Genomic DNA, 13948 nt, shown 5'->3' with positions numbered 1-13948 from the left:
GCTTATATTATTTGACTATCTCATTGTTTAACGCTTTAGCCCAATTATTGCAATTATCCGCGCATCTCGGGCAACACTGATTGGGGTCAGAGATTTCATCAACGTAACCGCAATACATACAAGCATAATAGACACCTGACTCTACTTGCTCGACAGGTCGATATTGCTTAGGGAAAAGCGGCATACCGTAGTCTGTCTTTTCAGAGGTGTGCAATAAAATACTAAAGTTGCCATCTGTCTCGAGCAAACCAACACGAACTTGCCCTAAATGCTCAACGCCCTGCTGACGCATTTCAGCAAAAAACTCATCGTGTGACATCTCCCCTTTCTTGATTTTATCAAGTACTAGCATGCCATCTTCTACAATATAAAGTGACTTGCCTTCTAACAGGTCTTCAAAAGGCTGAAATTTCATCATCGCCCAAGTACATAACCTATAGAGCAAAATGACGGTACCCATGATTAATACCGCTTGAATGATGGGCAGGTCTTCGGTGAACATGGGATCACCTGCGATAGAGCCTAGCGATAAAATAATGGTCAGCTCAAAAATAGAGAGCTGACGGACACCGCGCTTACCAGTGAATCGCAAAAATGTGATAATCAATACAAACATGACAGTGACACGTATTAAGATTTCAACGGCAAACAACCAAGTTGTGTCATGAATAAAAATACTTGCCCAATCCATACTATCGTTTCCTATTTATCTGATTTATTGTGTTTAATGAATGGTGTTCAAATAGTTCGTTTGATACGACGCACATCATCCCTATATTTAGACCTTATCGTCAATACAACTATCGTTATTCTGATTTAAAAGAGACTTTTTGCCACAAGTACGACAAAATATCCTGTCTTGTGAGACAGCTATGAATTAGATTGATAAGTTATCAATCTATTATTTTCGCTAAAAAATAGGCGATCGCTATAACAACGTATCTAGAAACCTAAAATTGACATCCTATGCTTGCCTGTTTTGTGCCATTTATTCATTGTAGGAATTACTTTTGAAAGCCACTATTTATACCATTATTGCGTTAATTGCCTTTGCCGCAAACTCTCTGTTTTGCCGAATGGCATTAGCAGAAGGCTATATCGATGCTTGGAGCTTTACGATCATTCGTCTGCTCAGTGCGACTGCCTGTTTGATCTTTATCATGGCCATTCACTCATACAGACTGCGGCGCCAATCACTCACTGCTGGCAGACCTTCCGTTGACGCAATATTAAACGACAAAGGCAGTTGGTTGAGTAGTCTCAGCTTGGTGATTTATGCGCTGTGCTTTTCAATTGCGTATGTAGAGCTCGATACTGGCACTGGGGCATTGATTTTGTTTTCAGCGGTTCAGCTGACGATGATTGGCTGGGGTATCTATAAAAAAGAGCAATTAAGCGCGCTACAATGGTTGGCGTTTGTCGTTGCAGTAGCAGGATTTGTATATCTGATGTTGCCATCGGCTGCCATACCATCACCATTGGCAGCAGCGTTAATGGCTATGAGTGGCGTAGCATGGGGAGTATATAGTATACGCGGCAAATCATGTATCTCACCGCTACGAGCGACAGGGTTTAATTTTGTGCGTAGCTTAGTCGCTGTGCCTATACTATTACTGGTAGGTATGACGTATTTGGACGATATGGGCTTGAAAAATATCAATTTACAAAGTATTACGACTGAAGGGGTACTACTCGCCTGTGCATCAGGAGCGATCGCCTCAGGGTTGGGCTACAGTATCTGGTATACAGCAATGCCTTTATTAAAGAATACACAAGCCGCTATCGTTCAGCTATGTGTCCCTGTGATTGCTGCGTTGCTAGGTGTGATATTTTTATCTGAGCAGTTAACTATGCCATTTATAGTTGCAAGCACAGTCATTTTGGGCGCGGTCTTGGTGTTTACCTTAAATAAAAAGTAGTCTATAAGAATACAAATCAAGATAGTATATAGCGACTCATCATTAGTGAAAGTCAAACGTTTGGCTACAGCATTTTTCGATATTTTTTTACTTCAATAGCTTCTAATCAGTCTGTCATGGTTATAGAAAAAACTTTATGCGCTACCCTTGTTACTTATGGCAGCTAATTCAGTAAATATAGAGAGGGAAAGCGCAAAAATTTACATCATACATTTACATTAATCTACTGAATAGAAGCGTTTACTGGCTTAATATCGAGTATTAATCTATTTCAATAAATAATACTAAAAAGGATAAAAACCATGTCAAACAACTCTCCTAATAATAATGTAGAAAATGAGTCAGTAGAAGCTCCTAAGAATAGTGCTGTGACCTCTGTAGAAGTCTTAAAAGGTGATGACTTGATTTCTGAAGATGATCACGACGCCAAAGACGACAAGTCTAATAAAGATGATATATTTGATAAAGATTTCAAGTCTGATGAATCTGACAAAGACAGTAAGTCGGATAAAGAAGATAAGTCAGATAAAGAAGATAAGTCAGATAAAGAAGATAAGTCAGATAAAGAAGATAAGTCTGACAAAGACGATAAATCTGATGACAAAAAGTCAGAGGATGATAAATCGGATAGCGATAAGTCGGATAAAGAAGATAAGAGTGTGACGATAGCCAATATATATCAGTGGGCAGCTAAGCTAAAAGATGATTTTATATCTGATAAAGGCGATAAATCTGATGACAAAAAGTCAGAGGATGACAAATCGGATAGCGATAAGTCGGATAAAGAAGATAAATACAGCGCGGCCGTAGCCAATGTCTATCAATGGGCGGCTAAGTTAAAAGACGACCTTAAGTCTGAAGCGTCTGGCATGACATACGGGGTATCTGAAAAAGCCGTTGCTATGTTATTGAATAAACTGCTTGATGGTGTCAATGCAGAACTGGAAACTTTCGATAAAAAAGCAGAAGATTCTAAAAAATCAGACGCCAATGCAGAAAAAGAGCGTAGTAAACTGGTTGGCAAAAAAGATAAATATCAAAGTATTATTGATCAACTAGAGAGTTAATCAGCAGTTCACCTAATAAATATCAGAGGTGCATGGATCCAGTGTCAGACGTTTGCTTCAAACATCTAACACTGGATTTTTTTGTTTGGTATTTAGACAGATAAATTGGAGAAGGATATTCTTTTCAGTCGAGCAATAACTTAAATAACGGTAACTTCCAAGCGGGTCTCTACATTGCCGCGAGTAGCATTAGAATACGGGCACACCTGATGCGTGGCTTCGATTAACTGCTGCGCCTGTGCTTCATCAATACCTGATACTTCTACAGACAATTCTACCTCTAAGTTATAGCTGCCATCAGCTTTCATACCAATACCTACTTGCGCAGAGGTTTTTGAAGAGGTGACAGGCAATTTCATGTGCTGTGCAGTCATGCTCAAAGCACTATCAAAACAAGCCGCGTAACCCATAGCAAAAAGCTGTTCTGGATTAACACCTTCTTTGTCTTGCTCTTGAAAAGATACCAAATCAAACTCTAATGAACCATCGTCTAATCCAGTATGACCAGAACGTCCACCAGTGGCTGTCGCGCGGGTTTTATAAAATATTTTCATGATTAATGATTCCTTGTTTCATATTATTAGAGGTCTTGCTTACGCTGTTGCGATGAAATCATTATAGAACCCTTTGCATTTATGCGTTAGAACAGACCTCTATAACTCTTGCCTAATCCTACAAAATTTTATAGTATCAGGCAATTATATAAAACAAGTCATCATCATGAACCCAGTAACCATTGAGCACCTTCTTACCGTATTGCCTAGAAATAAAACCATCGAGTCTGCTGTTGCAGGTTTGTTTTTTTACTGTGCAGACAGACCAAGCAAAGCCGTCAGTTACATCCAAGAGCCAAGTATTTGTATTGTACTTCAAGGTGAGCGAGAGATTTACTTAGGAGCTGACTGTCAAAGATTTGATAATAGCAATCTGATGTTCTGCCCCGTCAATATTCCCCTGAGCATGCACATCAAACACGCCTCAATCAAAAATCCTGTCATCGTTTTATCGATGAAACTAAACTTAGCCATGATTAGAGACGTCTTGGCAAAGATACCTTCCAATCAATCCATGGCAAGTAGACATTTAGGAATAAAGTGGCAGCTAGACGATACAATAATGGACGCGTTTGAGCGGCTCATAGGCTTGCTTGATTATCCAAATAACATTGGTTTTTTATCTTCGTTGATTCAGCAAGAAATATATTATCGCCTACTCTCAGCGGAGCAAGGAGGTAAACTCAGGCAGTTGGTTGTCGATGGTAGCCATACACACCGCGTCGCCCAAGCGACTGACTGGATAAAGGCGCATTTGGATGAACCTATTATGGTTGAAAGCTTAGCTAGTAGATGTGGCATGAGCATCTCAGGGTTTCACCAGCACTTTAAAGAAATAACGCAGTTGAGTCCGTTGCAGTATCAAAAAAGCTTGCGATTAATGGAGGCGAGACGTTTGATTAAGATACACGGCGCGCAAATATCACAAATAGCCATGCAGGTTGGTTACGAAAGTCCTAGTCAATTTAGCCGCGAATATAAGCGATTATTTGGTGTGAGTCCAAGTAGTGAGTTAATGTGATAGCCATCTCATTATTTATATCTATAGCGAATACAAATCATAAGTTTCTTGAGTATCCACCATCATAACTATATAAGGAAATATCGTGCAAGAATTACGACATTTTGAAGATTATCTACATGATAGGCCTAAACCAACCGGATTAGACGTTTTATGTGGTCTCAAGCATTTTTCTATTATCACTTACGCGGTGCCAGCAGAGAGATTTGAGGGTATATTTCCTGATCGGTTCAAGCTTGATACAGTAATAATAGATGGTATAGAAAAAGGCTTGATTTCTGTTGTCCCATTTATTGACGTTGATTTTACCTCTGCCGTTTTTCCTTTTCCAACCTTCACGATGGGGCAGACCAATTATCGTATCTACATCATAGATATAGAGACAGGCGAACGCTGTGTATGGTTTTTAGGTACGACCCTAGATTCTTGGACATTGGCAATACCTAGATATTTATGGAATCTGCCATGGCATAGTGCTGATATGACTTTCGATTGTCACTTTGATAATGAGACTGGTAGATATACAAAATACTCGGTCACTGCTGATTCAGAATGGGCTACTGCCGAAGTGTCTCTTGAACAAAAGGTAGAGGATGTTTTTGCATTTACAGGTTTTCCTGATACTGAGTCTGCTCTTGTTTACTTGACCCATCCATTGGCAGGATTTTACCATCGTCGTGATGGTAAGCTTGGGACTTATCGAGTTTGGCATAAAAGACTCAATGTCAGACCCGCTTCCCTTATCTCTGCCAACTTCAAGCTCTTATCAACCTTAGGTATTGTGACTCCTTCAGAGCAAAACCAGCCTTACAGCGTACTCATAGAGCCATTGAATAAATTTACCATTTATTTACCACCACAGATTATTGATTGACTACTATCTTTTGGCTACAAGAATTCATCTGAGTATCGAAACTCCCATTGATAACTAGGTTTCAAGGCCAATGCCTACTCAAGAGGTCTCTACACTTTCTCATTTTTTAGCCAAAAGAAATTTGTTGTTCAAGCAAAAAACAGTTGACTTTTACTATACATCCGTAATATAACATATATTATATATTTAAAAAAATGAATGTATTCGAGCTGTTTTCAGTAGATGATATTTGCATAGATTGGGGAGGAGATAACATGATTCGTTTAAGTTACACTCTAAAATGCTGGGCGCTAGGCGTTGCTTTTTTCTTAGGGTTTTACTTTATAGTTGTCATGAGTGACCCAGGTTTTAACAAATATGTCTATATATTGGCTCTCAGTACGTTACTATTTCCCATTGCCAAGCGCTCTGTCGATGTGATGACTGAATTTTTTACTCCAGATATTGAGCTGTTTGATGGACTCGTGCCTTCATTATTAATAAATATCGTGATTTGGGCATTAACCCCATTTATCGTGGCAATTACTGTGATTACGTTTGTGCTCTATAGTATGGGTGTGTTGACAGAAAAAATCAGTCATTAAATATTATACAAATAAAAAAGCCAGATTAGCGATTGCTAATCTGGCCTTTTTATTTGGAACACCGCCTACCCTAACCCATCTTATCCCACATTTTGCTAAGACGCTTTGGTGATACTGCCATACGAGTTTTCATCGGTTGGGCAAACAGTTGAATGCGATACTCCTCAACCATCCAGCGATATTCACTAATGGTCTTATCACTAGCACGATTGCCAAGTCGCTCCATGTGAACATCCAGCGCATAGACACCATCTAAGTCGGCATCAAGGTTGTGTTCAAGACGCTCTAGTCGAATCTGCAGCGCTTCAAGATAACGCGGATACTGTTGCCAATGGCTATAATCCATTCGATAGACGAAATCTGCCAAATGTAGGTCTTCTAACTGATCTTCGACATCATCGATAGACTCACCGAATATCTCACGATCTAGCATCAATAACCCTTGGCGAATACGCTGCCAGCGAGTATAAACATTTTTAAGTGTTTTTATGACGCTCTGACCTGTTAATAATAAGTTATTTAGTACGACTTCGAGCGTCTGGGCATACTCTTCAGGCGTAAATGGTAACTCCTCGCTCAATCCAACTGCGATATCGTCGGCGCTCTCAGGCAAATCCTCAGTATGATCAAATAAAACATAATGCTCTTCAAGAGCGGCATCTAGTGCAGCATCAATGACGATTGTTTTGAGTTTATCCATGTCGCCAAGTGGCGCAAATGCCAGCTTAAATATACTATCAACTTGACCAGTAAGCTGCTTTTTCTTCGCGCCAAGTTTGCTTTTAATTAAGCTCAACACCCCAATGCGATGTGCTTGAAGCGCTGCATTGACGTCCGTATATTGATGAATCGATACTGCTGTGCCTGCCTCATCAGCGACGAGCGCCGCAAACTGCTTCATGACGACACCTGCGCTATGATGATTTTTGCTAAAAGCAAAATGCTCAGGGAACTCGGTATGTACACCTTGCTGCTCAGTAACCGCTTGGCTAGTCTCAGATGCATGACGAATCTGTAGGGTTTGTAGGTCCCGACCCTTTTCGATAATACGGTTTTTATCATCAACCACACAGATTTGTGGCTGCAAATAACGGTCAATTGTAGAGGGGCTAAAGTTCTCTACCGTCACTGACATAATACCGCGACGATTGAGCGCTTGGCACAGCTGTTTCAGTAATCCTTGTCCGCCAGCAGGTTGCAACTCATCAAACAAACTATCAGCGGTGTCCGGTATAGGTACGATTTGACGACGTATCTCTTTTGGCAATGACTTGAGCAGCTGAAGTACCAGCTCATAGCGCCAGCCTGGCACACCCCATAACAGCTCAATCGCGTCAAGCTGCGGTAATGCCGCAAGTGGTACGCGTATGGTCACGCCATCATCGTCGCTGGCTGGATCAAAGATATAACGAAGCGGCAGTTTTAGATCACCCAGCTTCCACACTTCTGGAAAATCGCCTGTGGTGGGTGCTTGGCTATTAAGCACATCATCATCAGTAAAGAATAGATGCTTGGTATCATGCTTCTCCACTTCTGCACGCCAATCCTCAAACGCTTTACGACTAGCGACATGCTCAGGAATTTTTTTATCATAGAACTGATAGAGCGTCTCCTCATCAACCAACAAATCGCGGCGACGCAGCTTGTCTTCGATGCGCTCAACATGAGCAACCTTATCCATGTTATGTTGCAGAAATGGTGCGTTGCGACCAAAATTGCCAGTCACTAAGCCATCACGGATAAATATCTCTCGTGATTCAACTAAGTTTACTTGCTCATAATTGGTCAGCTGCTTACTGATAATGATTAATCCAAACAGACTAATCTGCGCGTAAGCTTTGACTCGTCCTGTTTTCTTAGACCAATGCGGCTCAAAGTAATGATACTTTAGTAAATCGCCTGCCGCTGAAATAATCCATTCTGGTTCGATTTTGGCAACGGTACGCATAAAGACTTGTGAAGTCTCCACCATCTCAAATGCCATGACCCAAGATGGTATCTGTTTAAACACTGTACTGGCGGGAAATATCTTGGCTTTTTGCTGACGCGCAGCCAAATACTCACCGCGGCTTTCAGTCTTATGCGCAATGATAGACAATAAACCTGTCAATAACGCTCTATGCAAATTGGCATATTTGACAGCTTTTAGCTCTTCGTCTTCGATCGCAGTTGGGTCATTGTTGGGGGCACGCTGATCAGATACTTTTGATTCATTGGCGTCAGTTAACTTCAGCTCAGTAACCATCTGTACCAATTGACGATGCGTCTGATGCCACTCTCGCACACGCGGGAAGCTCAGATAGTTTTTCTTAGCAAACTGCTTACGCTGATTGCCAGACAATTTATTACCGTCTTCATCCTTTTCAAACAGCGCTTTCCATAGACTCAAATAGAACAAAAAGTCAGAATCATCTTGACGGAAGATTGCATGCTTTTGATCTGCTTGCGTGCGCTTATTGGCAGGGCGCTCACGAGGGTCTTGCACGGCAAGCGCGGCCACAACGATCAGCATCTCACGAATACAATCAAAATCAGAACCAGCCACTAGCATACGTGCCAGCCTTGGATCGATTGGCATTCGTGCCATCTGTTGACCAATACGGGTGAGACTTAAGTGGTCTAACCCTTTTCTTGCTTTTGGTTTATTGGTTTTATCTTGAGCAGTGGCGTCTTTTTTAGAAGTAATCGCCCCTAGCTCATCGAGCAGTTTGTGACCATCAGTAACCAATCGGCTATCAGGTGGCTCGATGAATTCAAAGTCATCCACGCTACCTAAACGTAGATTGGCCATTTGTAGTATGACTGACGCTAAGTTGGTACGTAAAATCTCAGGCTCAGTAAATTCAGGACGACCACTAAAGTCCTCCTCAGAATACAGTCGAATACAAACACCTGGAGCAACACGGCCACAGCGACCTTTACGCTGATTGGCAGCGGCTTGCGAAATCGCTTCAATAGGTAATCTCTGTACGCGTGAGCGATATGAGTAACGCGAAATCCGTGCAAAACCCAAGTCAATCACATAGCGAATACCCGGTACGGTCAATGCGGTCTCAGCAACGTTGGTCGCGATAACAATACGTCGACCCCGACCCGATGGCTGAAATATACGCTGCTGCTCTTCATAAGTCTGACGTGCAAACAATGGCAACACTTCGGTATGGCGAGGGCCATGACGCTCAAGCACTTCTTGCGTTTCACGAATCTCTGCTTCGGTTGCGGCAAATATTAGGATATCAGCTTGATCTGCATGACCTTTATTTTGCGCGTCGCTAAAACACTCCTCGACCGCAGCAACCACTGCACGTGGTAGATTCTCTTCAAAATCATCATAGCTGTCATCGTCTGAGCTATTCACTGGCTCATCTGTTAGCGGACGATAGCGCACCTCTACCGGAAAGCTACGCCCTTCAACATTAAAAATAGGTGCAGGAACTTGCCGTTTGAGCTTATTGTCATAACGGCTGAAGTACTCACTAAAGCGCTTGGTATCGAGGGTCGCTGAAGTAATAATGACTTTGAGATCAGGACGTTTGGGCAACATCTTTTTGAGATAACCCATAATAAAATCGATGTTTAAACTACGCTCATGCGCCTCATCGATAATAATCGTATCGTACTTACTCAAAAACCGATCATGACCAAGCTCAGCGAGTAAGATACCATCCGTCATGAGCTTTACAACAGATTGTGCTGTTCCTTGCTCATTAAAGCGAATCTTAAAGCTAACCGTATTACCTAATGGCTCGCCTAGCTCTTCTGCGATACGGTTTGCCACGCTGCGAGCGGCTAGTCGTCTTGGCTGTGTGTGCCCTATCTGCCCAGTGATACCACGTCCTGCCAACATCGCAAGTTTTGGTAACTGCGTCGTTTTACCAGAACCGGTCTCACCAGCAACGATAATGACTTGGTTATCGATAATGGCTTGAATTAAGTCATCAGCGCGCTGACTGACCGGCAGATCAAGGTTTAATTTGGCAGGTAAGTCACTTGGAATGCTATCTATACGTGCTTGCACTGCTTCTTGAGAGCGTGTTTTTATTTTATCGTATTGAGCACGTTTTTTAGCAAGCACATCGTCTTGATTGTTTTTCTGTTTAGCATCATGGTCAGATTTTTTGTTTTTGGACACAGCGGCACGTGCCAGCTCTCGCTCAAGACGGCTTAAGTAGTAGCTGTCTTTGGCAAGTACCGGTAAATCAGAGGCAATGCTGGTCTGAACAGGAGTTTTATCATCGCTAGACTTATTATTCGAATGGCTGTCATCTGAATTTGTTGTCTTATTTGTTTCTTCAACGCTGCTTTCACTAGGCATTTTTGGTTCATTCTCAGAATTATTGGACATATTTACTTAGGCTATTTATTATGTAGAAGTGGTTAGATTATGGGGGTAATTTGGATGTGATTCAAGTTGGTCGAGTGCTGATTGCTCCCATACTCATGTTGTTCGAACTGTCACATACTATAAAATACACCTGAATCAAATATATCCATTGATTTCATTTAATCAGGTATATATAAATCTACTTTTATAAACTTTAGACAAACCTATTATAAAGCCAATTTTTTCAGATTCTTAATGCTTAGATAGCCCACGTACTCTTTGTCTTCGAGAGCATTCAACTCGCCTGTATCACTGATAGGCTCAATAACTAACTGAACATTTGAGACAAGGTCATTCACGTTATATATGTCATCGATATCTACTTCGAACTTGTCATCGATATGAGAAGCTGCGTCAAAAGGCGATGCTTCATCTTTAAAAGTAAACTGCTTATAAAATTCACTTTGTTTGGCTTGTTTGATGGCATCCGCTTGATTAGGAGCAACGATAAGTAGCTTATAGTGAAACTCTTCAAAACTGCCCTGCTGGTAGCCGCCTAAATTGATAAAGAATAACTTTAGAGCACTTTCACTATTACCCTGATGTGTGGATTCAATTAACTTGATAGCATGACTACCCACTTTAGTAATCGCCCGATAAGAATCAATGTGCCACTTATTTTTTACTTCTGGCCAATGATGATTGATATCATTCACCAGCTCACTGACCTGATTGGCCACACCAAAAAACATATCGTGCTGCTCAATCAAACGACCCTTGGGACGACCCCCAAGCTGAACCATATACAGTGTTAGCATAAAATATTCCCTTCAAAATGACTTTAGTGACCACCATTGTTAATTTATCAAAGCACTTTTTCAGCCTATTCTTCAATCACTCATCGGGTTATCCAGCAAAAACTGATGCACAACATTAACCGTCGCCACAGGATCTTCTTCGTGTGGCACATGTCCCAAATCTTCAAATATCTTAAGTTGGCTGTTGGGTATGTCTCTATGAAATAACGCTGCGTTCTCTACAGGAATAAGATCATCTTTTGCGCCCCATAAGATCAAAGTCGGTAGATCTAGCTGCTTTATTTGCGCTTGGTCGCTCTCATCATCAGTCTCATTTAAACGGCGACTTAAAGCTTGCCGGTTACCTTGGCGCAGTGTCAATTCATAATATCTATCAACCAAAGCCTCATCAACTTTACTATCATCTGCATACACACTTAAGACGCTTTTCTCAACGACATCTCTAGGCAAAATACGGTGCAAAATCGGTGCCAATACCGGATACCTAGCAAGTTTAAAGCCAATAGGGACATGTTTTGGCGTTGAAGGATAGCCAACTGCATCCACCAATATGAGCCGTCCTACACGCTCAGGGTACAACGCTGCCATACGCCAAGCAATCTTACCCCCTAGTGAATTACCCGCTAGCGTGACACGATCTAAGTTCAAATGATTGAGCACTTCAATGACAAACGCCGCATAATTTTCGCTGCTATATGCTGTGCTCTGGTCTGTATAAGGGCCTGTCAAACCAAATCCTGGTAAATCCATGCTCACGACGCAGTATTGATCAGACAGCGCCTTGGTCCAGCCCTCCCATGTATGCAAGCTTGCCGACGTACCATGCAACAAAACGATTGTGTCAACTGATGATGTATTAGTATCAATCGCCTTTTCGATTGGCACATTGCTATGATTCGAATGACATTTACCTGCCTGCACCACATGTGCCTGCATACCTTGTATGTCTATAAATTCGCTGTTGGGCAATTGCCATTTTTTTAGCTCAGACACCGTACGATCAGGTTCCCAGTATCGCGCTATCAGCACAGCCAGTACGCCGATAATGCCCAAAATAAAAAAAATGGCTATTTTTAATAAATACGGTGTCATGCGATCAAATCCATTTAATGATATGACGTTAGTTGTGGGTGTTAACTTATAATTTTCTGCTACAGCCAACAGCAATCCATATGTAAATACAATGCTAGCACAATTGCTGCTCACGACCGTACAAGCTCAAACCATAGCTATTTTATACAGACATTATGCGTAATAAGAAACAAAAAAACCCGATGTTTAAGTCATTCCTAAACATCGGGTTTGATTTTCTATGAATACATATAATTATATTGGCTACTGGGTTATATCAAGAAAAAGTACGCCCATAACCCAACAACAATGGTTGCGATAATATTTAATATAATACCTGTACGAATCATCTCCGTCTGCTTGATGAGTCCTGTACCAAATACAATCGCATTTGGCGGGGTCGCAACAGGCAGCATAAAGGCACACGACGCACCAATACCAATGATTAAGACCAGCACTTCATGCGGTAGACCCATCTGCTCGGCAATAGCGGCAAATACTGGCACTAATAGTGCAGCCGAGGCCGTATTGGAAGCAAACTCCGTCAAGAAGATAATAAAGGCTGAAACGGCCAGCATCACGACGATAATCGGGGCAGAGGACAATGCATTGGCCACAGTCTCACCCAGTACTAATGATGCGCCAGAGACTTTCAAAATCGTGGACAGTGCAATACCGCCACCGAACAGCATAAGCACGCCCCAATCCGTATTGTCTGAGACTTGTTTCCAAGACACCAATCCTAAGCTGACAACTGCCGCTGCAGCAGACAAGGCGACGATCGCATCTGTATCTGTAATATCAAAAGCGGCACCGATCTGCTTGGAGAATATCCAGCTTAACGCAGTAACGACAAAGACGATGATGGTCACTACACGCGGTTTGTTCCAAGCGATTGGTTCATCTTCAACGAGTACGATTTTACGATTGAGATTGGGTTTTAAGAACAAGTACATCGCACCCAACAGCAATGGCAATAGCACCAGCATCATTGGGATACCAAACTTCATCCAGTCTACAAAGGCAATATCGAGTGCCTTTGCGGCAATGGCATTGGGCGGAGAACCCACGATAGTACCTAAACCACCAAGGCTGGCGGAATAAGCAATACCCAGTAGTACAAACACAAAGGTACCGCGATCTTTTTCACGGTCAACTTGCGTCAAAATACCTAGTGCCAACGGTAACATCATCGCGGCCGTCGCGGTGTTCGATATCCACATGGACAAGAATGCAGTCACACCAAATATCAAAAATACCGCTCTGCCTAGATTCCCACCAGACATCGATAATATCTTCAATGCTATTTTTTTATCTAGCTGTTGCACATGCAAGGCAGCTGCTAGGGCAAACCCACCAAAGAACAAATAAATAGTGGGATTGGCAAAGCTTTGCAGACCAATCTCGGCATCGAAATCCGGTATACCAACCAATGCGCCAATTACGACCACAAGCAATGCGGTGATCGTTACATGCAATGCTTCTGTAAGCCACAGTACCCCAATAAAGAACAATACTGCCAAACCTTTATTGGCATTGATATCGAATGGCAGTACATTGTAAATAATCATCGCGATAATCGCTGCAATTGCGACAACGATCAGTCCTTTACCTGTGCCTTTTGGAAAGGTATCGGTAAATAAATACTCATTGCCATCGTTAGGAAGATGGCTATCTAATTTTTGCTCTGACATAAAATGTCCTTATTGATCCAAA

Annotated in this window: 11 protein-coding genes; 5 read left to right on the top strand and 6 right to left on the bottom strand. The window is 41.9% G+C overall.

Going from position 1 to position 13948, the window contains the following annotated elements; all coding sequences use genetic code 11:
• Positions 1–7 precede the first annotated feature (7 nt).
• Positions 8–691, bottom strand: coding sequence for a DUF421 domain-containing protein (locus I6E86_RS07690; RefSeq protein WP_194364332.1), 684 nt, complete (start codon positions 689–691; stop codon positions 8–10).
• Between the two features lie 319 nt (positions 692–1010).
• On the opposite strand from I6E86_RS07690, the gene I6E86_RS07685 reads away from it, so the two are divergent.
• Together I6E86_RS07685 and I6E86_RS07680 are read left to right on the top strand one after the other, a co-directional pair.
• Positions 1011–1919, top strand: coding sequence for a DMT family transporter (locus I6E86_RS07685; protein WP_197176702.1), 909 nt, complete (start codon positions 1011–1013; stop codon positions 1917–1919).
• A 302-nt stretch (positions 1920–2221) separates the two neighbouring features.
• The gene (locus I6E86_RS07680; protein WP_197176700.1) at positions 2222–2986 is read left to right on the top strand and encodes a hypothetical protein; all 765 of its coding nucleotides are present in this window, start codon (positions 2222–2224) and stop codon (positions 2984–2986) included.
• A 140-nt stretch (positions 2987–3126) separates the two neighbouring features.
• Here I6E86_RS07680 and I6E86_RS07675 read toward each other — a convergent pair whose 3' ends face one another.
• On the bottom strand, positions 3127–3540 hold the full coding sequence (locus tag I6E86_RS07675) for an organic hydroperoxide resistance protein (protein WP_197176699.1): 414 nt from the start codon (positions 3538–3540) through the stop codon (positions 3127–3129).
• 166 nt (positions 3541–3706) lie between these two features.
• Between I6E86_RS07675 and I6E86_RS07670 the strand changes: the two genes are divergently transcribed.
• The 3 genes from I6E86_RS07670 (at position 3707) to I6E86_RS07660 (ending at position 6019) form a co-directional block, all read left to right on the top strand.
• Positions 3707–4561, top strand: a complete 855-nt coding sequence (locus I6E86_RS07670) for an AraC family transcriptional regulator (RefSeq protein ID WP_197176697.1) — start codon at positions 3707–3709, stop codon at positions 4559–4561.
• Positions 4562–4646: 85 nt separating this feature from the next.
• Positions 4647–5435, top strand: coding sequence for a DUF2071 domain-containing protein (locus tag I6E86_RS07665; RefSeq protein WP_320158527.1), 789 nt, complete (start codon positions 4647–4649; stop codon positions 5433–5435).
• 254 nt (positions 5436–5689) lie between these two features.
• Positions 5690–6019 carry a hypothetical protein gene (locus I6E86_RS07660; RefSeq protein ID WP_194364326.1) on the top strand — a complete coding sequence of 110 codons (330 nt, stop codon included), beginning with the start codon at positions 5690–5692 and terminating at the stop codon, positions 6017–6019.
• Between the two features lie 70 nt (positions 6020–6089).
• Here I6E86_RS07660 and hrpA read toward each other — a convergent pair whose 3' ends face one another.
• From hrpA to I6E86_RS07640, 4 genes are all read right to left on the bottom strand, one after another.
• Positions 6090–10364 (bottom strand): ATP-dependent RNA helicase HrpA, encoded by a 4275-nt coding sequence (gene hrpA, locus I6E86_RS07655; protein WP_227680594.1) that lies wholly within the window; start codon positions 10362–10364, stop codon positions 6090–6092.
• A gap of 206 nt (positions 10365–10570) precedes the next feature.
• Positions 10571–11161: a DUF1543 domain-containing protein gene (locus I6E86_RS07650; RefSeq protein WP_197176696.1), complete on the bottom strand. Its 591-nt coding sequence runs from the start codon at positions 11159–11161 to the stop codon at positions 10571–10573.
• 72 nt (positions 11162–11233) lie between these two features.
• Positions 11234–12253, bottom strand: a complete 1020-nt coding sequence (locus I6E86_RS07645) for an alpha/beta fold hydrolase (protein ID WP_197176695.1) — start codon at positions 12251–12253, stop codon at positions 11234–11236.
• A gap of 251 nt (positions 12254–12504) precedes the next feature.
• Entirely contained in the window at positions 12505–13926 is a 1422-nt protein-coding gene (locus tag I6E86_RS07640; RefSeq protein ID WP_197176694.1) for an SLC13 family permease, read from the bottom strand.
• Positions 13927–13948: the final 22 nt, after the last annotated feature.

Origin of the sequence: Psychrobacter sp. SWN149 (assembly GCF_015864565.1) — a bacterium.
In the GTDB taxonomy this organism is placed as follows: Bacteria; Pseudomonadota; Gammaproteobacteria; order Pseudomonadales; family Moraxellaceae; genus Psychrobacter.
Note: the sequence above shows the minus strand (reverse complement) of the source record. Positions and strands in the feature narration are given on the sequence as shown.

Coding starts and splice junctions, on each gene's coding strand:
- I6E86_RS07690 (WP_194364332.1), bottom strand. CDS start 691: ATGGATTGGGCAAGTATTTTTATTCATGACACAACTTGGTTGTTTGCC.
- I6E86_RS07680 (WP_197176700.1), top strand. CDS start 2,222: ATGTCAAACAACTCTCCTAATAATAATGTAGAAAATGAGTCAGTAGAA.
- I6E86_RS07675 (WP_197176699.1), bottom strand. CDS start 3,540: ATGAAAATATTTTATAAAACCCGCGCGACAGCCACTGGTGGACGTTCT.
- I6E86_RS07670 (WP_197176697.1), top strand. CDS start 3,707: ATGAACCCAGTAACCATTGAGCACCTTCTTACCGTATTGCCTAGAAAT.
- I6E86_RS07660 (WP_194364326.1), top strand. CDS start 5,690: ATGATTCGTTTAAGTTACACTCTAAAATGCTGGGCGCTAGGCGTTGCT.
- hrpA (WP_227680594.1), bottom strand. CDS start 10,364: ATGTCCAATAATTCTGAGAATGAACCAAAAATGCCTAGTGAAAGCAGC.
- I6E86_RS07650 (WP_197176696.1), bottom strand. CDS start 11,161: ATGCTAACACTGTATATGGTTCAGCTTGGGGGTCGTCCCAAGGGTCGT.
- I6E86_RS07645 (WP_197176695.1), bottom strand. CDS start 12,253: ATGACACCGTATTTATTAAAAATAGCCATTTTTTTTATTTTGGGCATT.
- I6E86_RS07640 (WP_197176694.1), bottom strand. CDS start 13,926: ATGTCAGAGCAAAAATTAGATAGCCATCTTCCTAACGATGGCAATGAG.